General features: G+C 63.2%; 30 protein-coding genes. 15 read left to right on the forward strand and 15 right to left on the reverse strand.

Translation table 11 applies throughout. The features are described 5' to 3' along the window. Positions 1–26 precede the first annotated feature (26 nt). The gene (locus OHD58_RS09035; RefSeq protein ID WP_263802876.1) at positions 27–422 is read left to right on the forward strand and encodes a hypothetical protein; all 396 of its coding nucleotides are present in this window, start codon (positions 27–29) and stop codon (positions 420–422) included. Between the two features lie 25 nt (positions 423–447). Further along, the gene (locus OHD58_RS09040; RefSeq protein WP_263802877.1) at positions 448–882 is read left to right on the forward strand and encodes a PaaI family thioesterase; all 435 of its coding nucleotides are present in this window, start codon (positions 448–450) and stop codon (positions 880–882) included. Here OHD58_RS09040 and OHD58_RS09045 read toward each other — a convergent pair. After that, positions 879–1760, reverse strand: coding sequence for a uracil-DNA glycosylase (locus OHD58_RS09045; RefSeq protein ID WP_263802878.1), 882 nt, complete (start codon positions 1758–1760; stop codon positions 879–881). The genes OHD58_RS09040 and OHD58_RS09045 overlap by 4 nt on opposite strands. Positions 1761–1811: 51 nt before the next feature. Further along, positions 1812–2438, reverse strand: coding sequence for a hypothetical protein (locus tag OHD58_RS09050; RefSeq protein WP_263802879.1), 627 nt, complete (start codon positions 2436–2438; stop codon positions 1812–1814). 237 nt (positions 2439–2675) lie between these two features. On the opposite strand from OHD58_RS09050, the gene OHD58_RS09055 reads away from it, so the two are divergent. Further along, positions 2676–4358 carry an electron transfer flavoprotein-ubiquinone oxidoreductase gene (locus OHD58_RS09055; protein WP_263802880.1) on the forward strand — a complete coding sequence of 561 codons (1683 nt, stop codon included), beginning with the start codon at positions 2676–2678 and terminating at the stop codon, positions 4356–4358. A gap of 104 nt (positions 4359–4462) precedes the next feature. Further along, entirely contained in the window at positions 4463–5059 is a 597-nt protein-coding gene (locus tag OHD58_RS09060) for a DUF922 domain-containing protein (protein WP_263802881.1), read from the forward strand. Positions 5060–5089: 30 nt separating this feature from the next. Here OHD58_RS09060 and OHD58_RS09065 read toward each other — a convergent pair whose 3' ends face one another. Next, a complete protein-coding gene (locus OHD58_RS09065; protein ID WP_263802882.1) occupies positions 5090–6091 on the reverse strand; it encodes an endonuclease/exonuclease/phosphatase family protein in 1002 nt (333 codons plus the stop codon). Positions 6092–6314: 223 nt separating this feature from the next. Here OHD58_RS09065 and OHD58_RS09070 point away from each other — a divergent pair, with 223 nt between their 5' ends. Continuing rightward, positions 6315–6914 carry a DUF922 domain-containing Zn-dependent protease gene (locus OHD58_RS09070; protein ID WP_263802883.1) on the forward strand — a complete coding sequence of 200 codons (600 nt, stop codon included), beginning with the start codon at positions 6315–6317 and terminating at the stop codon, positions 6912–6914. A 26-nt stretch (positions 6915–6940) separates the two neighbouring features. On the opposite strand, the gene OHD58_RS09075 is transcribed toward OHD58_RS09070, so the two are convergent. From OHD58_RS09075 to OHD58_RS09085, 3 genes are all read right to left on the reverse strand, one after another. Continuing rightward, positions 6941–8443, reverse strand: a complete 1503-nt coding sequence (locus tag OHD58_RS09075) for an AMP nucleosidase (protein ID WP_263802884.1) — start codon at positions 8441–8443, stop codon at positions 6941–6943. Positions 8444–8547: 104 nt separating this feature from the next. Next, on the reverse strand, positions 8548–8742 hold the full coding sequence (locus tag OHD58_RS09080; protein ID WP_263802885.1) for a hypothetical protein: 195 nt from the start codon (positions 8740–8742) through the stop codon (positions 8548–8550). Between the two features lie 45 nt (positions 8743–8787). Continuing rightward, entirely contained in the window at positions 8788–8925 is a 138-nt protein-coding gene (locus tag OHD58_RS09085) for a hypothetical protein (RefSeq protein ID WP_263802886.1), read from the reverse strand. A 155-nt stretch (positions 8926–9080) separates the two neighbouring features. Here OHD58_RS09085 and OHD58_RS09090 point away from each other — a divergent pair, with 155 nt between their 5' ends. Further along, positions 9081–9791 (forward strand): glutathione S-transferase family protein, encoded by a 711-nt coding sequence (locus tag OHD58_RS09090; protein WP_263802887.1) that lies wholly within the window; start codon positions 9081–9083, stop codon positions 9789–9791. 52 nt (positions 9792–9843) lie between these two features. On the opposite strand, the gene OHD58_RS09095 is transcribed toward OHD58_RS09090, so the two are convergent. Next, a complete protein-coding gene (locus OHD58_RS09095; RefSeq protein WP_263802888.1) occupies positions 9844–10185 on the reverse strand; it encodes a DUF2147 domain-containing protein in 342 nt (113 codons plus the stop codon). A 448-nt stretch (positions 10186–10633) separates the two neighbouring features. On the opposite strand from OHD58_RS09095, the gene OHD58_RS09100 reads away from it, so the two are divergent. Beyond that, positions 10634–10900, forward strand: coding sequence for a sel1 repeat family protein (locus OHD58_RS09100; protein WP_263802889.1), 267 nt, complete (start codon positions 10634–10636; stop codon positions 10898–10900). A 190-nt stretch (positions 10901–11090) separates the two neighbouring features. On the opposite strand, the gene OHD58_RS09105 is transcribed toward OHD58_RS09100, so the two are convergent. Continuing rightward, entirely contained in the window at positions 11091–13058 is a 1968-nt protein-coding gene (locus OHD58_RS09105; protein WP_263802891.1) for an acetyl/propionyl/methylcrotonyl-CoA carboxylase subunit alpha, read from the reverse strand. 819 nt (positions 13059–13877) lie between these two features. On the opposite strand from OHD58_RS09105, the gene msuE reads away from it, so the two are divergent. From msuE to OHD58_RS09130, 5 genes are all read left to right on the forward strand, one after another. Further along, entirely contained in the window at positions 13878–14435 is a 558-nt protein-coding gene (gene msuE, locus OHD58_RS09110) for an FMN reductase (RefSeq protein WP_263802892.1), read from the forward strand. A 91-nt stretch (positions 14436–14526) separates the two neighbouring features. Beyond that, entirely contained in the window at positions 14527–15876 is a 1350-nt protein-coding gene (locus OHD58_RS09115; RefSeq protein WP_263802893.1) for an LLM class flavin-dependent oxidoreductase, read from the forward strand. A 25-nt stretch (positions 15877–15901) separates the two neighbouring features. Next, the gene (locus tag OHD58_RS09120) at positions 15902–16747 is read left to right on the forward strand and encodes an ABC transporter permease (RefSeq protein ID WP_263802894.1); all 846 of its coding nucleotides are present in this window, start codon (positions 15902–15904) and stop codon (positions 16745–16747) included. A 48-nt stretch (positions 16748–16795) separates the two neighbouring features. Beyond that, a complete protein-coding gene (locus OHD58_RS09125) occupies positions 16796–17800 on the forward strand; it encodes an ABC transporter substrate-binding protein (RefSeq protein WP_263802895.1) in 1005 nt (334 codons plus the stop codon). 8 nt (positions 17801–17808) lie between these two features. After that, positions 17809–18582, forward strand: coding sequence for an ABC transporter ATP-binding protein (locus OHD58_RS09130; protein WP_263802897.1), 774 nt, complete (start codon positions 17809–17811; stop codon positions 18580–18582). A 15-nt stretch (positions 18583–18597) separates the two neighbouring features. Here the strand turns inward: OHD58_RS09130 and OHD58_RS09135 are convergent, their stop codons facing one another. Beyond that, a complete protein-coding gene (locus OHD58_RS09135) occupies positions 18598–19395 on the reverse strand; it encodes a L,D-transpeptidase (RefSeq protein WP_263802898.1) in 798 nt (265 codons plus the stop codon). Positions 19396–19569: 174 nt separating this feature from the next. Further along, on the reverse strand, positions 19570–20100 hold the full coding sequence (locus OHD58_RS09140) for a MarR family winged helix-turn-helix transcriptional regulator (protein ID WP_263802899.1): 531 nt from the start codon (positions 20098–20100) through the stop codon (positions 19570–19572). Between the two features lie 211 nt (positions 20101–20311). On the opposite strand from OHD58_RS09140, the gene OHD58_RS09145 reads away from it, so the two are divergent. Both OHD58_RS09145 and OHD58_RS09150 read left to right on the forward strand, forming a co-directional pair. Continuing rightward, the gene (locus OHD58_RS09145; RefSeq protein WP_263802900.1) at positions 20312–20731 is read left to right on the forward strand and encodes a VOC family protein; all 420 of its coding nucleotides are present in this window, start codon (positions 20312–20314) and stop codon (positions 20729–20731) included. Positions 20732–20918: 187 nt separating this feature from the next. After that, positions 20919–21419 (forward strand): GNAT family N-acetyltransferase, encoded by a 501-nt coding sequence (locus tag OHD58_RS09150; RefSeq protein WP_263802902.1) that lies wholly within the window; start codon positions 20919–20921, stop codon positions 21417–21419. 58 nt (positions 21420–21477) lie between these two features. On the opposite strand, the gene OHD58_RS09155 is transcribed toward OHD58_RS09150, so the two are convergent. Further along, positions 21478–21831, reverse strand: a complete 354-nt coding sequence (locus tag OHD58_RS09155; RefSeq protein WP_263802903.1) for a DUF2200 domain-containing protein — start codon at positions 21829–21831, stop codon at positions 21478–21480. 103 nt (positions 21832–21934) lie between these two features. Further along, positions 21935–23542 (reverse strand): carboxyl transferase domain-containing protein, encoded by a 1608-nt coding sequence (locus tag OHD58_RS09160; protein ID WP_263802905.1) that lies wholly within the window; start codon positions 23540–23542, stop codon positions 21935–21937. Between the two features lie 239 nt (positions 23543–23781). Here OHD58_RS09160 and OHD58_RS09165 point away from each other — a divergent pair, with 239 nt between their 5' ends. Beyond that, entirely contained in the window at positions 23782–24174 is a 393-nt protein-coding gene (locus OHD58_RS09165; RefSeq protein ID WP_263802908.1) for a hypothetical protein, read from the forward strand. A 17-nt stretch (positions 24175–24191) separates the two neighbouring features. On the opposite strand, the gene OHD58_RS09170 is transcribed toward OHD58_RS09165, so the two are convergent. The 3 genes from OHD58_RS09170 to OHD58_RS09180 all read right to left on the reverse strand — a co-directional run bounded on the left by OHD58_RS09170 (position 24192) and on the right by OHD58_RS09180 (position 26375). Beyond that, complete coding sequence (locus OHD58_RS09170; protein WP_263802909.1) at positions 24192–25355, reverse strand: isovaleryl-CoA dehydrogenase; 1164 nt, start codon at positions 25353–25355, stop codon at positions 24192–24194. Then, complete coding sequence (locus OHD58_RS09175; protein WP_263802910.1) at positions 25321–25980, reverse strand: TetR/AcrR family transcriptional regulator; 660 nt, start codon at positions 25978–25980, stop codon at positions 25321–25323. Before OHD58_RS09175 ends, OHD58_RS09170 begins: the two co-directional genes overlap by 35 nt. Positions 25981–26090: 110 nt before the next feature. After that, positions 26091–26375: an acylphosphatase gene (locus OHD58_RS09180; RefSeq protein ID WP_263802911.1), complete on the reverse strand. Its 285-nt coding sequence runs from the start codon at positions 26373–26375 to the stop codon at positions 26091–26093. Positions 26376–26561 lie beyond the last annotated feature (186 nt).

The following is a 26561-nucleotide window of genomic DNA, read 5'->3' on the forward strand; positions in this document are numbered from 1 at the left end:
GAACAGCAACACCAAAGGAGACGATCATGTCCGTGACGATTACCCCTTTCCTCCGCAACGCACTCAACGCCGACGCGCTGATCAGCGGTGCCGCCGGCCTCCTGATGATGGGCGGCGCGAACTTCCTTTCGCCGTTTCTCGAACTGCCGGCGCCGCTGCTCTTCGGAGCCGGGCTGGCGCTGGTTCCCTTCGTGGCGATGCTGGTCGTCGTTGCCCGTCGGCAAACCGTTTCGCGGCTGGTGCTGGTCGACATCATCGCGATCAACGCATTGTGGGTCGTCGGCAGCGTCGCGTTGCTGGTCAGCGGTGCGGTGGCGCCGAACCTGCTCGGCATCCTGTTCGTCGCGGCGCAGGCGGTTGCCGTCGCCCTGTTCGCGGAATTGCAGTTCGTCGGCATGCGGCGTGCCGCGGCGGCAGCCTGATCCCATTGGATCGAAGGAGCGGCAGATGCAGACGAGCGCTCGCTACTGGATCGACGAGGTCCTGATCAAGTCTCCCTTCGCCGCGCCGCTTGGCCTCGAAGTGGTGGCGGCAGAGATGGACAGGGTCATTCTCCGGCTGCCGTTCCGCAGTGACCTCGCGACCGTGGGCAGCATCGTCCATGGCGGTGCGGTCGCCACGCTGATCGATGTCGCGGGCGCCGCGGCGTCGGCTTCGGGGGTCACCGGAGATGATGTCACCGGCGGCGCCACTTCGCACCTGAGCATTGCCTATCTGGCGCCCGCCGACGGGCGCGATATCGAAGCGGAGGCTGTGATCGTCCATCGTACGCGCAGCCAGACAGTCAGCGACGTGTCGGTGCGCAATGCCGATGGTAAACTGGTCGCCAAGGGAACGGTGATCAGCCGCATCTTCCGGCAGGCTGATGGGGCAAAAGCTTAGGCAAGATTGCGAAGCTTCGCCTTCACCTCCAGGAAATCCCGCCATGCAAGTTTCTTGTGGGCGGGATTTCTCAGGAGATAGGCCGGGTGGAAGGTCGGCATGGTCGCGATCTCCTGGCCTGCAGGCGTGCGATGGATGCCCCAGTTTCCGCGCAGCCGCATGATGCCGGTCTGCGTTTTCAGCAACAGTTTCGATGACGGATTGCCGAGCGTCATCATGACTTTCGGGTTGGCGAGTTCGATCTGCCGTTCGATGAACGGCCGGCATATTTCCGTCTCCATGGGGGAGGGGTCACGGTTACCCGGCGGCCGCCACGGAATCACATTGGCGATGTAGACCGAACTCCGGTCACGGCCGATCGCTGCGAGGATGCGGTCGAGCAACTGGCCGGAGCGTCCGACGAACGGCAGGCCCTCAAGATCCTCGTCGCGCCCCGGCGCTTCGCCGACCAGCATCAGGTCGGCATCCGGATTGCCATCGGCAAACACCAGGTTTTTCGCGGTGAATTTCAGGTTGCAGCCATCGAAAGCGGCCATGATCTCCCTGAGTTCCGCAAGCGAACCGGCCTTGCTTGCGGCTTCACGGGCGAGGGCGGCCTGTGCGCCGTCGGGAACCGCGGCTGTTTGCGGCCTGGCCGGCGGAGCGTCCGGTGCGTTCCGGAGTTCGGTTCGAGGTGTTTCTTCCTGCGGCTGCGAAGGCTGGCGCCCGCCCTGGCTGGTTTCCGGCGCCGCAGTCTGCCCCGCAGCAGGTGCTTTTCTGGCCGCGCCCTGCTCGAATCGGTTCGGCGCGACATCGTCCAGTGCCTCGTCGACACCCGCCTCGGCGTAGAAGCGCAGGAGGTCGCCTATGTCCGGCAGTGGTTCCTTGGGCTCGGTCAATGTTCTGCCTCTCCGCCAACCGGTTCGCAGATTGCCGCCTCGAACGCAAGTTCAGGAAGACGGAATGCGCGGATCCAGCACCAGGTAGAACTGCGTGCGCGGCGTGAAATCGGTCACCAGAAACGAAAACGTCGCCGCCTTCAGCGGATCCACCCGACCGTTGCGCAGAAGCAGCCGGTCATAGGGCTCGAAGTCACGGCTGAATTCGGCAAAACTGTCGGACGAGATGTGGTCGTCGCTGGATTGCCGCTGGTCGAAGGACAGGCCGTCGCCGAAGACGCTTGCTTTTCCGAGTATCTCCTGAAGCTCGAATTCGAACTCCACCCAAGCCTGGCCGCTGTTGTTGATGACGACGGCGCGCATGTAGAGAAATCCGCTGGCCGCATCCTCCGACGAACTGAATGGCTGGAGCGGCCCGATCGTCCGGATCACGAGCGTCACGGGACTGGACGATTCCAGCTCCTGCGTGATGACGATCGGATCCCTCCTGCTGCCTTTTCCCGTGGCGGAAATGATATGGAAGCCGCCAAGTTCGTCGGAAAAGGAATAAGGCCCGGCTTCCAAGGGGCCTCGTACAGCATTGCTTTCCTCGGCGCGAAGCCCGGAAGCCGCCAGCAGGAGCGAGAGAGCTCCGACGACGCTGATTGCCGATACTCGACCCGGGAGGCGGTGCCGCATGCGGCGAATATGACCGAGAACCGGGATTTCGCAAACTGGAAAAGGTGGCAGGTCATCTCGCTCGGACGCAAACTGCCGTATACACATTGACGCTTACGTTAACGGAATTTATCTTGGTGCTATGCTGCGGCTGAACGCCCCGCCGTTTGTGTAATGGTTTCACGCCGCTGATGGATGCGCTATGAGCGACGAGTACGGGGTAAGCGCCTGCGGCAGCGCGAAGATGCGGAGGACCTGATGAGCGAGATCGAACGCGAGAGCATGGAATTCGACGTGGTGATCGTCGGCGCAGGCCCTGCGGGACTGTCGGCGGCGATCCGGCTCAAGCAGATCAATCCGGAACTCTCGGTCGTCGTGCTCGAAAAGGGTGGCGAGGTCGGCGCCCACATCCTGTCCGGCGCGGTGGTCGATCCCATCGGCATCGACCGGTTGCTGCCGGAATGGCGTACGGAAGAGGACCATCCCTTCAAGACCCCGGTAACCGACGACCGCTTCCTGGTGCTGACGAAATCCGGCAGCTTCCGCCTGCCCAATTTCATGATGCCGCCGCTGATGAACAACCACGGCAACTACATCGTCTCGTTGAGCAATGTCTGCAAATGGCTGGCGGCGAAGGCGGAGGCGCTGGGCGTCGAGATCTATCCGGGCTTCGCTGCCGCCGGTTTGCTTTACGACGACAAGGGTGCGGTGAACGGCGTCTATACCGGCGACATGGGTGTCGAGCGGGACGGGACGCACGGGCCGTCCTACGCCCCCGGCATGGCGCTGATGGGCAAATATGTGCTGATCGGCGAGGGCGCACGCGGCTCGCTCGCCAAGCAGCTGATCGCCAAGTTCAACCTTTCCGACGGCCGCGATCCGGGCAAGTACGGCATCGGCCTGAAGGAGCTCTGGCAGGTGAAGCCGGAAAACCACAAGCCGGGCCTCGTCCAGCACTCGTTCGGCTGGCCGCTGGACATGAAGACCGGCGGCGGTTCGTTCCTCTATCACCTCGAGGACAACATGGTTGCGGTTGGATATGTCCTCCACCTCAACTACAAGAACCCCTATCTGGCGCCATTCGAGGAATTCCAGCGCTTCAAGACGCATCCTTCGATCCGCGGCACCTTCGAGGGAGGCAAGCGCCTCTCCTATGGCGCGCGTGCCATCACCGAGGGCGGCTGGCAGTCGGTGCCGAAGATGTCCTTTCCGGGCGGCGTGCTGCTCGGCTGCGCCGCCGGCCTGGTCAACGTCCCGCGTATCAAGGGTTCGCACAACGCCGTGCTCTCCGGTATGCAGGCCGCCGAACATGTGGCTGCCGCCATCGCCGCCGGCCGCGCCAATGACGAACTCGACGGCTATGAAAGCGGATGGCGCGACAGCGACATCGGCAAAGATCTCAAGAAGGTCCGCAACGTCAAGCCGCTGTGGTCGCGCTTCGGCACCATCGTCGGCGTCGGGCTCGGCGGCTTCGACATGTGGACCAACACGCTGTTCGGCTTCTCGCTGTTCGGCACCATGAAGCACGGCAAGCCGGACTACGCCTCGCTGGAGCCGGCGGAAAAGCACCAGAAGATTGCCTATCCCAAGCCGGACGGCGTGCTGACCTTCGATCGCCTTTCATCGGTCTTCCTCTCCAACACCAATCACGAGGAAGACCAGCCGATCCATCTCCAGGTGAAGGACATGGAGCTGCAGAAGCGTTCGGAATACGGAGTCTTCGCCGGGCCGTCGTCGCGCTACTGCCCGGCCGGCGTCTATGAGTGGGTCGACAAGGACGGCAACTCGATCGCCAACGATCCGGGGCACGAGGACGCGAAGTTCGTCATCAACGCGCAGAACTGCGTCCACTGCAAAACCTGCGACATCAAGGATCCCAACCAGAACATCAATTGGGTGCCGCCCCAGGGTGGCGAAGGGCCGGTCTATACCAACATGTAGACGAACCAACATGTAGGCGAGCCTCTCCGCGCGGCGTGGATTGCGTCTCGATATTGAAACACGGCATCGGATATGCTGTGTTCCAGTCGAGCGGAGATCCGATCATGCGTTCCATCGCCTGGGCCGGGATACTAGCAGTAGCTTTGTGTGCCGGTTTTGCTGGCGCTGCCTCTGCGGGCGTCAAGATCACCGTCAAGAAAGCCAGCTACGAGATCAACGGCAAGACCGGAGAGGCGTTGATCGAGGCCATGGATCGCCGCGGTCCAAAGCATGGCTTTCTGACGCGGGCGATCGCCCAGACCAGATATTCGGTGGGATGGAACATCACCTGGGCGGAGAGAAACGGCTCCTGCCGGCTGAAGAAAGCCGATGCCCTCCTCTCACTGACCTACACCTATCCGCAGGTGAGGGATTCGCTCTCACCGCAATTGCGCAAGCGCTGGGCGCGCTTCATGAGCGGCGTCAGGAAACACGAGGAAACGCACGGGACGATCGCGCGCCAGATGGTCACGACCGCGGAGCGCTCGATATCGGGGCTTGTCGTCGCCGACGACCGGGGCTGCCGCAAGGCTCAGGCCATGGTCAAGAAGCGCGTCAATGCGATCTACAGCCAATATGAGAAGCGGCAGATACTCTTCGACAAGAAGGAGCATGGCGACGGCGGCAATGTCGAAAACCTGCTCCTGTTTCTGAAGAAGTAGCCTTCGACCGTCGCAATATCATGTACGGCACTAGCCGTGCGGACCTCTTGGGGGCGAAAGGTCCACCGTCACCGTCGGCGCTTCGCTGTCGGGAGCCGGCGGGCCGGCCAGCAGCGAGAATTCCACCAGCACCGGCAGATGGTCGGATCCCGCATCGTCCTGCGTCTTCGCCGAATGGACGACCACGTTGCCCTTGGCGAGCACCTGGTCGATGGGCAAACCGATGAAGGGGCGCAGCGGTTTCGGCAGTTTGCGGTGCAGCCAGGTCGGCCCGATCGACTCCACCAGCGTCAAGCCACCTGCTTCGGCGACGCGCCTCGCTGAAACGCTCCAGCCGGTCGCGTTGAAATCGCCGGCCAGGATCGCGGTATCGCCGAGCGTGCCGAGAACGCCGGCCAGATCGTCGACCTGCGCCCATTGATGATAAGGCCAGGGCCAGCCGAGGTGCAGTGCGGCGACCTTCACCATCTGCCCGCCGAAGTCGATGGATGCGATCGCGATCGAACCATTGCCGAAGCAATTTGCCGGCACTCCGGCTTCGAACGGCCGCCGCGACAGGATCGCCACGCCGCCGACGCGTGTCGTGCCCTTGCAGATCACGCGATGCGGATATGCGGCGGATAGACGCTCGAGCGGGGCAATCCATTTCGTCGAGACTTCGTTGAAGGTGATAACGTCCGGCTGCGTCCTCCCGATCAGCGACAGCACCTTTTCCGGTGTCTGGTTGTCGAAGCGCAGATTCATCTGCAGCAGCCGATAGACGGCACGCGCATCATCCTTGGGAGCGAAGGCCGCATGCACGCTGGTCAGGCCGGGAAAAGAGAAAGAGGCGGAAACCGAGGAAAACGCGGCGGCGGCAAACAGCAGCCCGACGACACCCTCTTTCCAGAATCCGATCAGCAGGAGCGCGATCGCCACGAGGCCGAGCAGCACTGCAAGATGGCCGCGGAAATGCGCTACCGAATCCAAAGCCGGATGAAGCCGGCCAAGGAACGACAGCGACAACAGGGCGGCGATCGCCAATGCTGTCAACGGAAGAAGGATTCGAAAAATCATTGGCCTGTTATGTCTCAAAAAGCCGGGCGACAAAACATGGCGATTTTGGCCGATTTCAGCCCAAGGCTAAAATCATTCCTTGAACCAGGAAGGCACCCGAGAAGCGGACGTTCTCGCTGCACGGCAACGCACATCATTGATGCCGGAGCGCGTCGCCCGTAGTGTCGACGCGAAGATGCAGGTGATTGCGGGGATTCGCATGAAGATTGTTGGCCGACTTTGGCTGCTGGCAGCGGCGGCCTGTTCCGCCGCGTCGCCGGCGGCTGGCGCTGAATGGCAGGCGGTCGAGCAGGTCAAGAGCTACGCGATCTCCGGCACGACCGGTATCGAGCTCTACACCTCGATCGGCGAGCGCGGACCGCTCATCGGCGGCAAGGTCCGCACCGTCGCACACACCGACTTCAAACTGACCTGGAACAGAAATTATGTCCCGCAAGGCGACCTCTGCACGCTGGTTTCGGCAAAACCCAAGCTGATCATCACCTATACGCTGCCCAAGCCTTCCAAGCGTCTGCCCGAAGCCATGCGCAAGAAATGGGATACGTTCTACGCGGGTATTCGCGACCACGAGAAGGTGCATGGCGAACAGATCAAGGAAATGGTGGACACGATCCTGAAGACCACGGTCGGGGTCTCCGTCCCCGGAGACCCGAACTGCAAGAAAATCAGGGAAGAAATCAAAAAACCGCTTTCAGCGGCGTCTCTCGCCCAACGGCAGAAAAGCCGGGAATTCGACCGTGTCGAAATGGGCGATGGCGGCAATATCCAGCAACTCATCCTGCGGCTGGTGAATCCCTAGCTCAGTTCAATCCGGCGCGCATGTCGCTATTGGAACGCGGTCTCGGAGAAACTTCTGAGCTTGCGCGAATGCAGCCGCTCCAGCGGCATTTCGGCGAGCTTTTCGACGGCGCGGATACCGATCGTCAGATGCTGGGCCACCTGCCGCTTGTAGAATTCCGTCGCCATGCCCGGCAGCTTCAGTTCGCCGTGCAGCGGCTTGTCGGACACGCACAGCAAGGTGCCGTACGGTACCCTGAACCGAAAGCCGTTGGCGGCGATCGTCGCCGATTCCATATCGAGCGCGATGGCCCTGCTTTGCGACAGCCGCTGCACCGGGCCGCGCTGTTCGCGCAGTTCCCAGTTGCGGTTGTCGATGGTGGCGACGGTGCCGGTGCGCATGATGCGCTTCAGGTCGTAGCCGGCAAGCCCGGTGACCTCGGCCACGGCCTGCTCCAGCGCCACTTGCACCTCAGCCAGCGGCGGCACCGGCACCCAGACCGGCAGATCGTCGTCGAGCACATGGTCCTCGCGGACATAGGCGTGTGCCAGCACGTAGTCGCCGAGTGCCTGCGTGTTGCGCAAGCCGGCGCAATGGCCAAGCATCAGCCAGGCATGCGGCCGCAGCACCGCGATGTGATCGGTGATCGTCTTGGCGTTCGACGGGCCGACGCCGATATTGACCATGGTTATGCCGCCATGCCCGGGTTTGACCAGGTGATAGGCCGGCATCTGCGGCATGCGCAGCGGCGAAGCGCCTTCCTGAGGCGATCCTTCCCCGACCTCGGTGACGACGTTGCCGGGTTCGATAAAGGCTGAATAGCCGCCCCCGCCGCTGGCCATGAGGTTGCGCGCGTGGACGCAGAATTCGTCGATGTAGAACTGGTAGTTGGTGAACAGGATGAAATTCTGGAAATGCTGCGGGCTGGTTGCCGTGTAGTGCGACAGCCGGTGCAGCGAATAATCGATGCGCTGCGCGGTGAACGGCGCCAGCGGCAGTGGCTCCCCGGGGATCGGTTCGAAGGTGCCGTTGGCGATGTGGTCGTCGGTCGCGTTGAGGTCGGGCACATCGAATATGTCGCGCAGCGGCCGCTTGATGCGGTCGGCCGACGATGCGTCGACATGGGTGCCTTCGAGGAACGCGAAATGCACGGGTATCGGCGTTTCCGATTCCGAAATTGTGATCGGCACGCCGTGATTGCGCATGATCACCCGCAACTGGTCGACAAGATAGGTTTCAAACAGATCGGGCCGCGTCACAGTCGTGGAGTAATGCCCGGGTGAGGGCATGTGCCCGTAGGCAAGCCGTGAATCGATCTGCGCGTAGGACGACGTGGTGATGCTGATTTCGGGATAGAAGGCGCGGTAGCGCCGCTGGTTCTCGCCGCCTTCGGCGAGTTTCCTGAAGGAGTCGCGCAGGAACGCTGTGTTGCGCTCGTAGAGCGCCCTCAGGGCGGCGACGGCTTCGTGCGCGTCGGTGAAGCTTTGCCGGGCGAAAGGCTCCGGGCTGGCGATCGATTCGATGGGTTCCGGGTAGATTCGCTTTTCCATGACCCACTATAGAGACTTGGATAGGCCTGCGGGAGGGGGCTCCCCCGGAATTCGGCGGGGTCGATGCCACGGGCTACGATCCGAAAAACTTTCTCAGGAAAGCATCAACCGCGCTGCAAGCTGACCAGCAGCACGAAGCCCATGCCGTTTTTCTTGTGGGCCGGCGCTTCGATGGTTGCGCCGGTATCGGCCCGGACGCTTTGCATGGCAACCAGCGGGCTCCACAGCACCAGCAAGATTGCCGCCGCACGGGGCAGGTGCCGGAGCACCTTGAAAGCGGAAGTTAGCGAGCGGGTCATGGACGTTGGGCCTTTGGGTTGAACGGTTGAGGTTGCGAGAGTTGGTTATCGGATGCGCAACGGCACGGCGGTGCCGACATCGCGCGAATGAGTGGAACGGCCTGCTTCGGCGACAAGGTGGGCAAACAGCACCCCAAACAGCGCGGTCAGCAGGCAGACGATGGTGAAGCGACGGGCGAGCATTGGTGTATCCCTCGATTTGTGGGGACACTTTGCCTCGGGCGCGCTGAACCGGCCCTGAGATCGCCATTCATCCTGCGTTCAAAAACATTGACGTGACGCGCGCTGCCCGGGCGGGCATTTTTGCGGCAACATCAAATCGAGCGGAGATATGCCGGATGGCCACCCAGACGAAACCGATCGACCTGCATTACTGGCCGACACCGAATGGCTGGAAGATCACCATCGCGCTGGAGGAACTCGGCATCCCTTACACGGTGAAATACGTGAACATCGGCCGCGGCGAGCAGTTCGAGCCTTCGTTCCTGAAGATCGCGCCCAACAACCGCATGCCGGCGATCGTCGATCCCGAAGGTCCGGGCGGCGAGCCGATCTCGATCTTCGAGTCCGGTGCGATCCTTCAATATCTCGGCCGGAAATTCGCAAAATTCTATCCGGCTGACGAACGCGGCCGCGTGGAGGTCGATCAGTGGCTGTTCTGGCAGATGGGCGGACTGGGCCCGATGGCCGGCCAGGCGCATCATTTCCGCCAATACGCCCCGGAGAAGATCGCCTATGCGATCGACCGCTACACCAACGAATGTAACCGGCTCTATGGAGTCATGAACAAACGCCTTGTCGATCGCGAATTCCTTGCCGGCGATTATTCGATCGCCGACATGGCCTGTGTCGGCTGGGTGAGGCCCTACAAGAACCAGGGCCAGGATCTGGAGGATTTTCCCAACCTGAAACGCTGGTTCGAGACGATCATGGCTCGTCCTGCGGTCGAGCGGGCAATGGCGGTCGGCAAGGAAGAGCGCGAGAAATCAAATCTCGCCAACGACAAGGAAGCTCAGAAGATCCTGTTCGGCCAGAAAGCCAGGGCCTGAAAACGGAAGCGGGGGCCGAAGCCCCCGCAAAACCAGATATTTTAGCCGGCGCTCAGAGCTTGGACCATTTCTGGCTCTTGCAGATCAGGCCGCCGAGCACGCAACCGCTCATCGAAAGCGAACTGCCCGAAAGCGACGCCTTGCCCGAATAGGTCTTGTCGGTTTCCGGATCTGTGATCTTGCCGGTGTATTTGCCGCCGCCGCTGGCGTTGAATGAACCGATACGCTTGCCGGAATGCTTGCCGGATTTCAAGGTGATCGTGAAAGGGCCGCCGCCGGTGATCGCGGCCGTGGCGCCGGATTGCGTCTTCCAGTTGCCTTCGATCGGGTCGGCGTAGGCCGCACCCGCCATCAGAATCGTGGCCGCAACGGCCATGCTCATTTTGCGAAACATCGGTTTCCTCCTCCGAGGGTCCTCCGCCGGCCAGGATATTTGTAAAACCCGCCGCTTTGTCCCTTACGCAAACGTAAGCTAATCCAGTCCGCGGGAAAACAAAAGCGTGCCGCAGCGTGAGGTTGCCGGGATTTTCGCGACCCTTTCCGGCTGCCGATTTTTACGGGCGAAGGCTGATTGTTGCGTTCGGTTCCGGTTTCGTGGTTATCAAACCGTTCTCCCCGACGTCCCGAATTTTCGACGAATTTTTCCGAAATCCCCGCAGCGGCGGCGACTCTATCCTTAACGAAATCCGAGGTTTACCTCCTGTTTTATTTTTGTTTGCGGCAAATTAAGCACGCCATTTAACGACGGATTCAAGCCTCGCCGTCATTCTCGGAAGCATCGAAAGGGCAGCTCGCAGGGACGAAAGAAGCGGCTCTCGGGAGACAGACAGGGGACGACGGAAATGGCACGTTTTGAAATGCTTGAAGCCGGCTTCGGCGGCATGGGAACCTCGGCACAGGCCGACATTCTTTTCGAACTCGGCATGATGTATGCGACCGGTCGCGACTGCGATGCAGACATCGTCGCCGCCCACAAATGGTTCAACATCGCGGCGATCAAGGGCTCGGACCGGGCAGCGGAGGTCCGCGCGGAACTCTCCGCCTCGATGTCCAAGCAGGAAATCGCCAAGGCGCTGCGCGAAGCGCGCGAATGGATGACGACGCATTAGGAATTGCAGGTTCTGACAGGGAGTTCCTGGCGAAAGAGCGGCATCAATGCCGCCACCCGGGAAGAATGGCACGAAACAGGCGCGGGGATGCTTGGGGCGTAGCCTGAACAGGAAAGCCGCGACCGGTGGGGACAAAACCGGCGCGGCTTTTCCATTTTTAGCACTGCCCCAATAGGCAGCCGATTACACTTCAGGCGGCTTCGGCCTCCACGAACCGCACCAGCACCGTACCGTCGGTGACCTGCGCGCCCTCCGCCACGATGTCGGCGACGATGCCGTCATGAGATGCGGCGATGGTGTGCTCCATTTTCATCGCTTCCAGCACCAAGAGCGGCTGACCCTTCAGCACGGCGTCGCCGGCGGTGACGCGGACCAGCTTGACCAGGCCCGGCATCGGTGCCCGCATCGAGTCACCGCCGGCCGCGTCGGCGGCCTGCGCCAGCGGATCGGAAATGGCGAAATTGTAGGCCTGGCCACCCTCGAACAGCGTCGCATGGCCCGGCCACAAAGCGACGCCGATGCCATCGGCCGCGCCCCCGGCGGCAGGGACAGCAAGGACATAGGTCCGGCCGTTTTCACCGAGCGAGACCTCGAAACGGCCGTCCGCCCGCGGCGCGACGTGAGCCATGATCGCCGCTTCGCCCGATTTGAGCCGGGCACGGCGGGCCAGCGCGTGAAAATGCGCGTAGCCGGAAATGGCGTCCCAGGGATCGGCACCTGCGCTTCTGGCGCGCGCGCCAGAAGCGACAAGGGCGGCAAGCGCGACGATCTTTTCGCTGGGCTCCGCGCTGACGGTCAGGCAGTCCTGCTTGCGGCCGATCAACCCGGTGTCGACGTCGCCCGCCGCGAAATCCGCGTCGCGGGCGAGGGCGGCGAGGAAGGAGATGTTGGTCACCGAGCCGGCGATCTGCGTGCCGGCAAGCGCGGCGTCCATCGCCTGCAGCGCCGCCGTGCGGTCGCCGGCATGGACGACCAGCTTGGCGATCATCGGATCGTAGAAGGGGGATATGACATCGCCGGCGCGCACGCCGGTTTCCACCCGCAATTCGGTATCCTGCGGCGGAAATTGCAGGTGGTGCAGCGTGCCGGTCGCCGGCAGGAAACCTTTCGCCGGATCCTCTGCGTAGATGCGCGCCTCGAAGGCGTGGCCGTCGAGCGCGATCTGGTTCTGCGATTTCGGCAACGCCTCGCCGGCGGCGACCCGGAGCTGCCATTCGACGAGGTCGACGCCGGTCACCATCTCGGTCACCGGATGCTCGACCTGCAGGCGGGTGTTCATCTCCATGAACCAGAAACGGTCGGGCTTCAGCCCGTCGGAGGCATCGACGATGAACTCGATGGTGCCGGCGCCGGAATATTTGATCGCCTTGGCGGCCTTCACCGCCGCGGCCGTCATCGCCGCGCGCATCTCGCGCGTCATTCCGGGGGCGGGGGCCTCCTCGATCACCTTCTGGTGACGGCGCTGCGCCGAGCAGTCGCGCTCGAAAAGGTGGACGGCGTTGCCGTGATTGTCGCCGAAGACCTGCACTTCGATGTGGCGCGGCTTGTCGACGTATTTTTCCACCAGCACGCTGTCGTCGCCAAAGGCGGCCTTGGCTTCGCGCCGCGCGCCGGCCATCGCTTCGGCGAATTCTTCCGCCGTCTCGACGCGGCGCATGCCCTTGCCGCCGCCGCCGGCCCGCGCCTTGATCAGCACGGGATAGCCGATCTCCTTGGCCTTGCCGGCAAGCAGCACCAGGCCCTGATCCTCGCCGTGGTAGCCCGGCACCACCGGCACGCCGGCCTTTTCCATCAGCCGCTTGGCGGCATCCTTCAGGCCCATGGCGCGGATCGAGGCGCCCGACGGGCCGATGAAGGTCAGCCCAGCTGCCTCGACCGCGTCGACGAAATCCGGGTTTTCGGACAGGAAGCCATAACCGGGATGGATCGCCTGCGCGCCGGTCTCGAGCGCGGCGGCGATGATTTTGTCGCCGCGCAGATAACTTTCGCCGACAGGCGAGGGGCCGATATGCACCGCCTCGTCGGCCTGCTGCACGTGCAGCGCGCGCGTGTCGGCATCCGAATAGACGGCAACCGTCTTTATGCCCATCTTGCGTGCCGTGCGGATGACCCTGCAGGCGATTTCACCGCGATTGGCGATCAGGATTTTAGAGAACATGGAACCTCCATCTGCCACTCGTTCATAGCCGGGCGCCCGTCACTTTGCACCCCCCGGCGTTTGGCGGGGCGGCGGTTTTCCCTTCCCTTTGAGGGAAGTCACCGGCGCGCTTCTCCGTTGCCACGCTCCGGTTTTGCCGGCCTGGCCATTGGGAGGCTGTGGTGCCTCCCGTGTAAAAAGTGTGGGGGAGGCGGTGCGCGCCTGCCGGACGGACCGACAGCGCTGTTTTCAGTAACGATGCCCGAAAGACGCGCACCGCCGGCGTTGCTGCCCCGCCCGGCTCGCCCTGTGCCCGAAGGCCGTAGGCTCACCGTACGTCGAGGGCCGGGACCTTGGAGGCATTACCGCCCCCAGCCTCGCACCCGGAGCGAGGCCAGTCCCGACGCCGCTGTTCTCCCTGGTCAACCCGGTGGCCACCCAGACCCCCACAGAGAACAACACGGTCATTATGCGGGAGGCGGCGAAGGGTGTGGACAGACGAATTTTGCAGAAATCGTACAAGTGGTTGAAATCGTGGAGAAGAATCTTCGAACGAAGACGAAAATCGCCCGAAACGGGCGGATTCTATTCACCTCTGGCCATCTCCCTCACAGTCGCGTCGCCGTCGTCGCCAAACGCCGCTTTGTGAAGGCATATGACCAGGGCGGAGAGGTGCTTCGGCAATTTGTGCGCCCCTCCAGCTTCACATCGGATGAACCAGTGAAAGGCGATGTTTTGCAAATTCCATCCGCTTGACGGCCGGCTTTTGAAATTATCTCGCTCTCTTAAGTCTATAAAATCCGTAGAGTTAATGCACAAATTGGCTGCGAGGAGTTCGGGATGTCAGCAAAGCTTGTGGTGGGAATTTCGGGCAATCTGACGCGTCCGTCGAAGACCAGGGCATTTGTCGAGCACATCGCCGGCCATGTGGCCAAGGGCATAAGCGGTTCTTCGGCCACGTACGACATCGAGGATCTCGGACCGTCCTTCGCAAGCGCAAGACGTCTCGGCGATCTCGACCCGTCGACCCGAAACATCGTCGAGCAACTGTCCGACGCCGCTGTCCTGGTGGTGGGGTCGCCGACCTTCAAGGGCAGTTACACCGGCCTTTTCAAGCACTTCTTCGACCTGCTCGACCCATCGTCGCTGAAAGGAAAGCCGGTCATTCTCGCAGCGACCGGCGGCGGCGAGCGTCATTCCCTCATCGTGGAGCACCAGCTTCGCCCGCTGTTCGGCTTCTTCGAGGCGCTGACGATGCCGACCGCGATCTACGCGTCGGATCGCGACTTCGCCAACGGGGTTCTCGTGTCCGAAGCCATCCGCGCCCGCTCGCAGCAGGCGGTGGCAGAAGCGTGCCGGGTGGTTGGCGTGCCCAGCAAAGTAAGCCTCGCCGCCTGACAACCGCGGCGCGGACGCAGCAAATTTGGCATTCGAATGCCGCCGCGGGCTCGCGGCCGGCGTCGCCTGCCCGAAACTCCAGGAGATCGCAATGACCAGACAGATCAAACTCGGCGCCTTCCTGCCCGGCGGCGGGCAACATATCGCGGCCTGGCGCCACCCCGACGCGCCCGCCGACGGCGCGACGAGTTTCGAATTCCACAAGCAGCTTGCCCAGACCGCCGAGCGCGGGCTGTTCGATGCCTATTTCCTTGCCGACAATTTGTCGGTCGGGCTGGGCGGCCGGGAAGGCGGCAACGGCAAGATCACCGGCTTCGAGCCGGTCACGCTGTTCGCCGCACTCGCACCGCTGACCACCCATCTCGGTTTCATCGCGACCGCCTCGACCACCTACGAGGAGCCGTATACGCTCGCCCGCAAGTTCGCCTCGCTCGATCTCCTGACCAATGGCCGGGCCGGCTGGAACGTGGTGACGTCGGCGGGAGACGACACGGCGCGTAACTTCAACCGCGACACGCAGCCCGACCATGCCGACCGCTACGCCCGTGCGCATGAGCATGTCGAGACGGTCAAGGCGCTGTGGGACAGCTGGGAAGACGACGCCTTCATCCGCGACAAGAAGACGGGCCGGTTCTACGACACCGCCAAGCTTCACGACATCGACCACAAGGGCGCGCATTTCAGCGTGAAGGGACCGCTCAACGTGCCGCGCCCGGTGCAGGGCCATCCGGTGGTGGTCCAGGCCGGCCAGTCCGAGGACGGCCGCAAACTCGCCGCACATTCTGCTGAGGTCATCTTCACCGCCCATCAGAACCTGGCTTCGGCGCAGGAATTCTACCGGGACATCAAGGCGCGTGTGAGGGCCGCGGGCCGCGATCCCGACCAGGTGCTGATCATGCCGGGCGTTGCGCCCTTCGTCGGCCGCACCGAGGAGGAAGCCCGCGCCAAATACCAGAAGCTGAACGAACTCATCCTGCCAGAGGACGGCGTCGCGCTGCTCAACGGGCTGGCCGGCGGAACGCTCGACATCAGGGGATATCCGCTCGACGGACCGCTGCCTCCGAGCAAGGAAACCGAAGGTATGAAGAGCCGCCAGGCGCTGATCCGCCAGATCGCCGACGAGCACGGCTTCACCATCCGGCAGCTCTACCAGTGGGTGGCGACCGCGCGCGGGCACTACACGATCGTCGGCAGCGTGGAACAGGTCGCAGACCAGCTGGAGACGTGGTTCCGCAATGAAGCCGCCGACGGCTTCAACATCCTGCCGCCTTGGCTGCCGGGCGCGCTCGACGACTTCGTCGACCTGGTCATACCGGAACTTCAGCGGCGCGGGCTGTTCCGCACCGAATACGAAGGCCGCACGCTTCGCGAGAATCTCGGCCTGGCGCGCCCCACTAACCCTTGGACCGCCGCGCGCACCTCCGTGCTTGCCGCCGAATGATCCTCGATCCGAAGGAACCAAGACGATGAGTTTGCAGCAGATAGAGCGGCCGGTTGTCTTCGGCGCGGGAGGCGGCCCCAATCTCGGCACCGAGACGGCGCGCCGGGGCGGGCAGGCGGCGGGGCGGTTCCTGTCGCGCTACGGCGTGCTGCTCGGCTTCCTGGCGTTCTGGCAGGTGTCGAGCCGCGCCGGGTGGATCAATCCGGCGGTCTTCCCGCCGATCGACATGATCGTTGCGGCTTTGTGGAAGGGCATTGCCGGGGGAGCGCTGCTCGACGACATCGCCATCAGCCTGCAGCGCTCGGGTACCGCGTTCGTGGCGGCGGTGCTGGTGGCCATTCCGCTCGGCCTCTTCATGGGGCAGGTGAGGGCGGTGGAAACCGCGCTCGACCCGATCCTGCAGCTCTTCCGGCAGACATCCGCACTCGCGCTCTACCCGGTGTTCATCTTGCTGCTCGGGCTCGGCGAGACCTCGAAGATTTTCGTGATCTTCTGGGCGACGCTGTTTCCGCTGCTCTTGAACACCATCAGCGGGGTCAAGGAGGTCGATCCGAAGTTGATCGAGATGGCGCGGGTCTACGGCGCATCGCGGCTGACCGTATTCCGCCGCGTCGTGCTGCCCGGAGCGGTGCCCTCGATCTTCGTCGGCCTGAGGCTCTCCGCGACCACGGCGCTGCTGCTTCTCATCGCCTCAGAAATGATCGGCGCCAACAAGGGCGTCGGCTTCCAGGTGATGAACGCGCAGTACAATTTCCAGATACCGCTGATGTTCGCGGCGATCATGCTGCTCGCCGGCCTCGGCCTCATCTCCAACTATCTGCTGGTCACGCTGCAGCGGCGGCTGTGCCGCTGGAGCGACGCGGCCATCTGACATGCAAGCCTTAGCCTCAACGATCCTCTCAACGCGAAAGATCCGACCATGACACTCACACGCCGTTCCCTGGGCCTGCACGCCCTTCTGGTTGCCGGCCTGTCCGCCGCCGGCCTGCCCAGCTTCGCCCTCGCGCAATCGGCAGAACCGGTGACGTTCCGCTATCTTTCCAGCCAGGGCGGCGTCTCCCCGCACGAACTGGCCGAGGAACTCGGCTACTATGAGGGGCTCGGCGTGAAGCTGGAGAACCTCGGCTATGCCCAGGGCGGGCCGGCTTCGCTCTTCGCCCTTGCCTCGGGCAGCGCCGATGTCGGTTCGGCCGCCACGGCAGCCGTCATCAATTCCATCGCCGGCGGCAATGATTTTGTCGCGGCCTATCCGTCGAACGGCATCGACGATCAGGTGCAGAGCATCTTCTACGTGCTGGAGGACAGCCCGATCAAATCGATCGCCGACATCGCCGGCAAGTCGATCGCGGTGAACACGCTCGGCGCGCATCTCGACTACACGGTTCGCGAGGCCCTGCACCAGGCGGGCCTGCCGCAAAACGCCGCGAACCTGATCGTCGTGCCCGGACCGCAGCTCGAACAGACGCTGCGCTCCAACCAGGTCGACATCGCCGCCGTCGGCTATTGGCAGTCGACGTTCAACGGCGCCCTGCTCGCCAATGGCGGGGTGCGCGCGGTGTTCGACGACACCGACGTGCTGGGCGAGATCGCCGGCGGTTTCATCGTGCTGCGGCGCGACTTCGTCGAGGCGCATCCGGAAGCGGTGCGCAATTTCGTCGAGCAGGCGGCGCGCGCCGCCGACTGGGCGCGCGAAAACCCGGACGAGATGCGCAAGGTGCTCGCCGGCATCCTGGAGAAGCGCGACGAAAACGCCGAACTGGCGAAATACTGGACAGGCTTCGGCGTGCGTCCCGGAGCGCAGGCGACCGAGCGCGATCTCGGCTTCTGGATCGACGTGCTGGAGCGCGACGGCAGCCTGCCCAAGGGCAAGCTGAAGGCCGCCGACCTTTTGTACCAGCCCGCCGGCGCGACGAAAACGAATTGAGCGCGACGATGGCCCTGGCAGAACACACCATACGCCGCGGAGAGGTCTCGATACGCGACCTCTCGAAATCCTACACCATCGCGGGACGGCGGCTTTCCGTCCTGAAGGGGCTCAACCTCGACATCCGCCCGGGCGAGTGCCTGGTGATCGCCGGCGCCAGCGGCTCCGGCAAGACGACGCTGCTGCGGGTGCTGGCGGGGCTGGAGACTGCCGATGGCGGCGGCGTCGAGATCGACGGCCGGCTGGTGTCGGGCGTCGGCACCGACCGCGCCGTGATCTTCCAGGAACCGCGCCTGCTGCCGTGGCTCACCGTGCTCGGCAACGTCGCCTTCGGGCTGGAGGTGCGGGGCGAGGACAGGGCCAGGGCCGAAGCGAGGGCGCGCGACTGCATTGCGCTGGTCGGGCTCGGCGATTTCGCCGACGCCTATCCGCGGCAGCTGTCGGGCGGCATGGCGCAGCGCGTCGGCATCGCCCGGGCGCTGACGGTGCAGCCCGAGATCCTGCTTCTCGACGAGCCGCTCGGCGCGCTCGACGCGATGACCAAGATAACCATGCAGGAGGAACTCGCCCGCATCTGGAGCGAGGAGAACGTCACCATGGTCATGGTCACCCACGATTTGGAGGAGGCGATCTACCTTGCCGACCGGGTGCTCATCCTGCCGAAGGAGAAAGGCCGCGCCGCCAGGCTGATCGACATCGACCTGCCGCGCCCGCGTGTGCGCAGTGAAAGCCGCTTCGTGCGCTATCGCCAGGAGTTGCTGCGCGAGTTCGGGCTGCACTGAGGGAAGGCGGCGTAGTCAGATCTGCGATTGCGCGACCTCGGCCGGCACGATTTCGGTTTGCGGCAGCCCGCCGGGAGGGATCGACCCGCCGATGACGACGATCGGCGTGCCGTCGGGAACACGGTCGTAGAGATCGACGATGTCCTGGTGCATGAGCCGCACGCAGCCCGAGGACACGGACTTGCCGATCGATGCCCATTCCGGCGAGCCGTGCAGGCGAAAGAGCGTGTCCTTGCCGTCCTGGAAGATGTAGAGCGCGCGGGCGCCGAGCGGATTGCTGACGCCGGGTTCCATGCCGCCCAGCCATTCGTTCGTGCCGGGAATCTGCTGGGCACGGTATTTTTCCAGTTCGGGCTGGCGGTCGATCATTTCATTGGGCGGGAACCAGCGCGGCCATTTCTGCTTCCACTCGATCACCCCGCGGCCGGCCCATTCGAAGCCTTCTCGGCCGAGGCCGACGCCATATCGGATTGCCTGATCGTGGTTGCCGACCAGGTAGAGAAAGTGGCTCGACGTGTCGACAACGACGGTCCCCGACGGCTCGCCGGTCGTGTTGGGAACGAGCTGCCGGTAATATCTCGGGTCGATCCGCTCGAACGGAACGGCGGGTATCTCGTGACCCTCGTCGGACATCGCGGCATACATCAGGTGAGGATCGCCGAAGCCGGGATCGAGAGTGAATCGCGGCGCGGGCGGCGCGGGCGGATAGACCGGCTGGGCGGATTCACGCGTGCTGGAACATGCGGACAGCGCGGCGGTGGCAGCACCCGTGGCGGTCATGGTCAGGAACCGGCGGCGGTTGAGATTCGACATCGGCCCTTAATACCAGTGTTCGGGAATCCAGCAACGCGCGGAATGCGCAGTGTGTTCCCGGCCGCTTAAGATGCGAATGCGGCGCAGTGTGGGCAGGCGGCGACTGAGGGAGTGCGTCTGCTCCACCCGAAATGGCGCGGTCGCACGCTTGCTTTTGGCCATCATTAGGGGCCGCTATGCGTTGTCCTCAATGCCGACAAGCAATTTTCTCAGGAGATCGGCAAGCAGGCTGCGCTCCTTCGCATCCAGGGCTCCAAGGAACGCGGCCCCGTTCGCCACATGCGCCCGACAGGCTTCCTCGACGCGCGAGATGCCCGCGTCGGTCAATGCAACCAGCATGCTGCGCCCGTCTTCCGGCGACTTCTCCCGCCGTATGAGCCCGGCCTTTTCGAGCCGATCGAGCCGGTGGGTAAGACCGCCGGAGGAGATCATCAGAGACGTGTACATCTGTGTCGGCGTCAGGCGATAAGGCGACCCCGAACGGCGCAGTGTGGCGATCACGTCGAACTCGCCGCGATCGAGGCCAAACCGCGCGAATGTCGCCTCCAGGCTGGGCCGGAACAGGTTTGTCAGGCGGGACGCTCGCCCCAGGATGCCCATCGGTTCGGTATCGATATCGGGCAGTTCGCGGGCCCATTGGCTGCGCAGGCGATCGACATGGTCGCTTGCTGCCGGCCCTTTTTGTCCCTTGGCTTTTGCCGCCATACCTCACCTCCATCGCCCGACCATCGGTCGCACGTACCTATGTGCCACGGTCGAAATATCTCGACAAGAAGATATTTTGTCTTGACGTGAAGATAATTCACGGATATGTCTTCTCGTCAAGATATCTTGTCGCCTAGGTTTCCGATCAGGCTGTTGCGCAACCTCATCGGCCCCCAAGCCCAAACGTACAAACACCCAACGGAGAACGACAATGCCGAAGACGATCTACATAAATCTGCCGGTGAAGGATCTTGCCGCAGCCACCCGCTTCTACGAGGCGATCGGGTGCGAGAAGAACGAACAGTTCAGCGACCACCAGTCGTCGAGCATGGTCTGGTCCGACACCATCACGTTCCAGTTGCTGACCCACGACTATTTCTCGACCTTCACGCCGAAGAAGATCGCCGATGCCCATGCGACGAGCCAGGTGCTGCTTGCCTTGTCCCGTGACAGCCGCGAGGAGGTCGACGCCATCGTCGCGGCTGCGGCGGCGGCCGGCGGCAAGGCTGATATTCGCGAGCCGCAGGACATGGGCTGGCTGTACACCCGGGCCTTCCAAGACCCCGATGGCCACGCGTTCGAAGCGATATCGGCGGACATGGCGGCAGCATCGGCCGAGATGGAAGGGTAGCCTGTGAGCCACTTAGAGCGCCGCGCGTCCGACGCGCGGCGTTCTAAGACCTGAATCCATGCATCGTGCTTTCCGAAAATCGGGACCGATTTTCGGGCCGATGCAGTAGCCTGCCTGCCCAAAGGTTTACACGACCGGCGGCCGGCAGGCTTTGGCCGCAACGATCACCGTGGGAGTTATTGCGACCATGTCTAGACGCAACAGGGAGGAACCAGCCGCCGATGTCCGCCTGCCCAGACCCGCTGATCGCGATGCCTGGCTGAAGCTCTGGACCGCCTATCACGCCCATGGTCCGCAAGGCGGGGCGCCTCCGCCAGCCGAAGTTTCGGCTGCCACTTGGGCCAGTTTTCCCGATCCCGCCATGCCCATGCACGCTCTGCTTTCCGAGCGCGAGGGTGGAGTGGTCGGATTTGCCCACATGGTTGTTCACCCGACCACGAGCCTGGGCGGTCCGGCCGGCCTCCTGCTGGATCTCTTCGTCGAGCCGTCCCTGCATGGTCGTGGCATCGGCCGCGCCCTGATGGAGGCTGCCTTCAGATTGGCTGAAGCAGAGGGCGCCGTGCGCCTGACCTGGAATGTGCGCACAGACAATGGAGCCGCGCTCCGCCTCTACGACAGGCTCGGATCACCCTCCGGCCATATGGTCTATCGCCGCGAGCTTGGTGCGCGGCGTGCAATCGAGGGGTAGGTGGGCTGTAAGCCTAACAGGTCTCGCGGCGACAGCCACAAGCCCCGGCTACTCGCCCTTATTCTGCCCGCAATATCTTCTCTATCTTCTTCCCCTTCGCCAACTCGTCGATCAGCTTGTCCAGGTAGCGGGCTTCTCGCATGATCGGGTCTTCGATCTCCTCGACGCGGACGCCGCAGATCAGGCCCTTGATCTGCGCGCGGGCGGGGTTGAGCCGGGGCGCCTCGGTGTAGAAGGTTTCGAAATCGGTCCGGTTGTTCAGTGCGGCTTCGAATTCGGCGGGGCTGTAGCCGGTCAGCCAGAAGATGATCTGGTCGACCTCCGCCTTCGTGCGGCCCTTCTTCTCCGCCTTTGCGATGTAATGCGGGTAGACGCTGGCGAAACTGATCGAGTAGATGCGGTGCTTGGTCATTACGGCTCCTCGCCAAATGCCCCTCTCTTGCGATTTCTAACACTTAGCCTTTGGCTAAGATGCTGAAATCCCTTTCTCCCCCCACAAGGGGGGAGATAGGGCGCTACATCCTGAACACGCCGAACTTCGTTTCCCTGACCTCCGCGTTGAGCGCCGCAGAGAGGCTCAGCGCCAGTACCTCGCGGGTTTTTGCAGGGTCGATGATGCCGTCATCCCACAGCCGCGCCGATGAATAGAGCGGGTGGCCTTCGTGCTCGTATTTCATCAGGATCGGCTTCTTGAACTTCTGCTCCTCCTCGGCGCTCCAGCTGCCGCCCTTGCGCTCGATGCCCTCGCGCTTGACCATGGCAAGCACGGTGGCGGCCTGCTCGCCGCCCATCACCGAGATGCGGGCGTTTGGCCACATCCACAGGAAGCGCGGTGAATAGGCGCGGCCGCACATGCCGTAATTGCCGGCGCCGAACGAGCCGCCGATGATCATCGTCACCTTGGGTACCTGGGCGGTCGCCACCGCCGTGACCAGCTTGGCGCCGTCCCTGGCGATGCCGCCCGCCTCGTATTTGCGGCCCACCATGAAACCGGTGATGTTCTGCAGGAAGACCAGCGGGATTTTGCGCTGGCAGCAGAGCTCGATGAAATGCGCGCCCTTTACCGCGCTTTCGGAAAACAGCACGCCATTGTTGGCGATGATGCCGACCGGCATGCCGTAAAGGTGTGCAAAACCGGTGACCAGCGTGGTGCCGTAGTTCTGCTTGAACTCGTCGAACTCGGAGCCGTCGACGACCCGTGCGATGATCTCGCGCACGTCGTAGGGCTGGCGCAGGTCCGCCGGGATGATGCCGTAGATCTCGTCCGGCGCGTAGAGCGGCGGGACGGGATCGCGAAGGTCGAGGCCGATCTGCTTCTTCCGATTGAGGTTCCGGACGATGCGCCTGGTGATCGCCAACGCGTGCTCGTCGTCCATCGCATAATGGTCGGCGACGCCGGAGAGGCGGGTGTGCACGTCGGCGCCACCGAGTTCCTCGGCGGTCACGTCCTCGCCGGTGGCAGCCTTCACCAGCGGCGGGCCGCCGAGGAAGATGGTCGCCTGATTGCGCACCATGATCGATTCGTCGGCCATTGCCGGCACATAGGCGCCGCCCGCGGTGCACGAACCCATGACGCAGGCGATCTGCGGGATGCCGGCCGCCGACATGTTGGCCTGGTTGTAGAAGATGCGGCCGAAATGCTCGCGGTCGGGAAACACCTCGTCCTGGTTGGGCAGGTTGGCACCACCTGAGTCGACGAGATAGACGCAGGGCAGGTTGTTTTGCGCCGCGATCTCCTGCGCCCGCAAATGCTTCTTCACGGTGACCGGGTAATAGGTGCCGCCCTTCACGGTGGCGTCGTTGACGACGACCATCACCTCGCGGCCCTCGACGCGACCGACCCCGGCAATCATGCCGGCCGACGAAATGTCGTCGTCATACATGCTCCAGGCGGCGAACTGGCCGATCTCAAGGAAGGGCGAGCCGGCGTCGAGCAATTGCGCCAGGCGTTCGCGGGGCAGAAGCTTGCCGCGCGAGACATGGCGCTCACGCGCCTCGTCGGAGCCGCCGCGCTCGACGATTGCCGCCTTCTCGGCGATGTCGGCGACCAGTTCGCGCATGCGCTCGGCATTGGCGTGGAAGCTGTCGGAGGCGGGGGAGATGTTGGAAGTGAGGGCGGGCATTGAGAACCTGTTTATGAAAAATCTTGATGAGGCAAGGGAAAGCGTGTAGATGCCCGCTCCCCGCCCGGGCGGACCGTATCGTATCCTCGAGGAGATGACCAATGAGACGCATCAATATGCGCCCTCTGAAAAGTCTCCCTTCGGCAGAGGCTTAGGGCCGCCGAGGGCAGCCTTTCCAAACCCTGAATATTCCGAAATTTGAGAGGAACGCGCTGCTCGCAAGTGGCGCGGCGATCACCATGTATGTGCGGTTCGTGACCCCGCTCATCCATCCGGCGAGCCGGGTGGAGGCCGGCTTTTTCCAGGCGTCCTGGTATCTCTACCGGAACGGCTGCCCGCATTGGATTCTGGACGAATTGGATGACCAGTTCGATTGGTTCAACGCGCACTTGCCGGTCCCGAGGCGGATCGGCCGGCATTTCAAGCGGCGCAATTCGATCTGGGGTATCTGCTGGTTCGATCCGGACGCCAGGGAGGCGATCAGCCGGGCGCGTTATTGCGCATGGCTGATCGAGGAGGGGGGCTTGCCTGTTCGCAGCATCCGGACTGCAGGTGAGCGCGAACTCCTCTGGAAGGATTCGCACCAGATCGTCACCAAGCCAACCGTCGATTTGCCGAAGGCTTTCCAGTGATCTGGCGGAGGGGGTCATCACACACCTTCCGCCATGATCTCCCGGCCGATCAGCCACCGCCGGATTTCGCTGGTGCCGGCGCCGATCTCGTAGAGCTTGGCGTCGCGCAGCAGGCGGCCGGTGGCGTAATCGTTGATGTAGCCGTTGCCGCCGAGCAGTTGGATCGCGTCGAGTGCCATCAGCGTGGCGCGCTCGGCCGAAAACAGAACGCAGCCGGCCGAATCCTTGCGCGTCGTCTCGCCGCGATCGCAGGCGGCGGCCACGGCGTAGACATAGGCGCGGGCGGCGTTCATCGTCGTGTACATGTCGGCGAGCTTGCCCTGGATGAGCTGGAATTCGCCGATCTTCTGGCCGAACTGCTTGCGCTCGTGGACATAGGGAATGCCGACATCGAGGCAGGCGGCCATGATGCCGAGCGGTCCTCCAGCCAAAACGACGCGCTCATAGTCGAGGCCGGACATCAGGACCTCGACGCCGCGACCGTCCTCGTGCAGCACGTTTTCATAGGGCACCTCGACATTGTCGAACACCAGTTCGCCGGTGTTGGAGCCGCGCATGCCGAGCTTGTCGAGTTTTTGCGCGACCGAGAAACCGGCCATTTCCTTCTCTACGATGAAGGCGGTGATGCCGCGCGACTTCTTTTCCGGGTCGGTCTTGGCGTAGACGACCATCGTATCGGCATCGGGACCGTTGGTGATCCACATCTTGGTGCCGTTGAGCACATAGCGGTCGTTCTTCTTCTCGGCCCTGAGCCGCATCGAGACGACATCAGAGCCGGAGCCTGACTCCGACATCGCCAGCGCGCCGACCTTCTGGCCGCTGCAGAGATCGGGCAGGTACTTCGCCTTCTGCTCGGGTTTTGCCCAGCGGTTGATCTGGTTGACGCAGAGGTTGGAGTGGGCGCCGTAGGAGAGCCCGACCGAGGCGGAAGCGCGGGAAATCTCCTCGACTGCGATCACATGCGCCAGATAGCCCATGCCGGAACCGCCATGGTCGGGATCGGCGGTGATGCCGAGCAAGCCAAGATCACCCAACTCCTTCCAGAGCTCCGCCGGGAACTGGTTCGACTGGTCGATGCCGGCGGCAAGCGGCGCGATACGCTCCTGCGCGAAGCGCTGCACCATGTCGCGCAGCGCATCGATGTCCTCACCCAGCCCGAAATTCATCGAATGCGTGTACATCGTTTTTCTCCCTGGAATTTTCTTGGTTTTTTGTCTCGGCGCCGACAAGGCGCATGACCATGGCAAGGTAGGTTTCGGTCACTTCGTCGACCGACAGCCGCTCGTCCGGTCGGAACCAGACGATGACGCCGGTGACCATCTGGATGATCGCCATCGCCGTCATCGCGGTGTCGTCGACGGCGAAGGCGCCGGTTTCGGCGCCGTCACGCAAGATCTGCCGCAATTCCTTCTCGTAGCTGGTGCGCAGCTTGAGGATGTGGGTCAGGTTTTCGCGCGACAGGCTGCGCAATTCCATGTTGGAAACATGGGTCGAGTGGCGCCGCGCCACATGGAAACGGATATGGTTGCCGACGAGGGCGGCAAGCCTCTCCGCAGGGGCGGCAATCACCGGGCGCGTATCTTCCCACGCCGCGATCAGGCCCTCCATGTGTTCGCGCATCAAGGTGAACAGAAGGTCTTCCTTGGTCGGGAAGTAGCGGTAGAGCGCCGCCGCCTGCACGCCGACTTCGGCCGCGAGCTGACGCATCGAGACGGCTTCGTAGCCGTAGCGGGCGATCAGATTGACGGCAGCCTCACGCAGCGCCGCTTCCGTTTTTTCGCCATCCGAGCCTGTGGTTCTGGCCATTGGAAAACATTCCTCGCCGATATCGGCAAATAATAAAACGAACGTTCAATTAATTCAAGGGTGAGGTTGCCTACGTGACGCCCGGCAGGGGCCGATTCGGATGATCGCGTCTAGACGACGATCCTGAAATCGGGAAACCGTTCGTCGGGTTCGATGTCCTGGGAGGCAACGTTGCGGACGGATGCTCCCGCCGGGCCTTGCCACAGCCGGTCCATCATCGCCGCCACCGCGGCGTCATGGCCGGCGATCAACGCCGTCACCGACCCGTCGTCCTCGTTGCGGACCCATCCGGCAAGGCCGAGCTTTCGCGCCTCCATCCGCGTCCAGACGCGGAAACTGACACCCTGCACCTTGCCGGTGATCCGGACCATCACCGCCTTGCGGTCTTTCTCCACCGCCGCCTCCGCATCGGTCTCCAACGTACCGAATCTGGCGCATCCGGGCGTGAATGCAACGGGGATGGATACGTATCTGCCTCCGGTATCGGGCGGAAGCTGGCGAATCGTCAGATATTTAGTTGACTCAGTCCAATAAATTTAGTGGACTAAGTCCAGGAAGCTATCATCCCTTGAAGGAAACCG

It is taken from the genome of Mesorhizobium sp. ZC-5 (genome assembly GCF_025753855.1).
In the GTDB taxonomy this organism is placed as follows: domain Bacteria; phylum Pseudomonadota; class Alphaproteobacteria; order Rhizobiales; family Rhizobiaceae; genus Neomesorhizobium.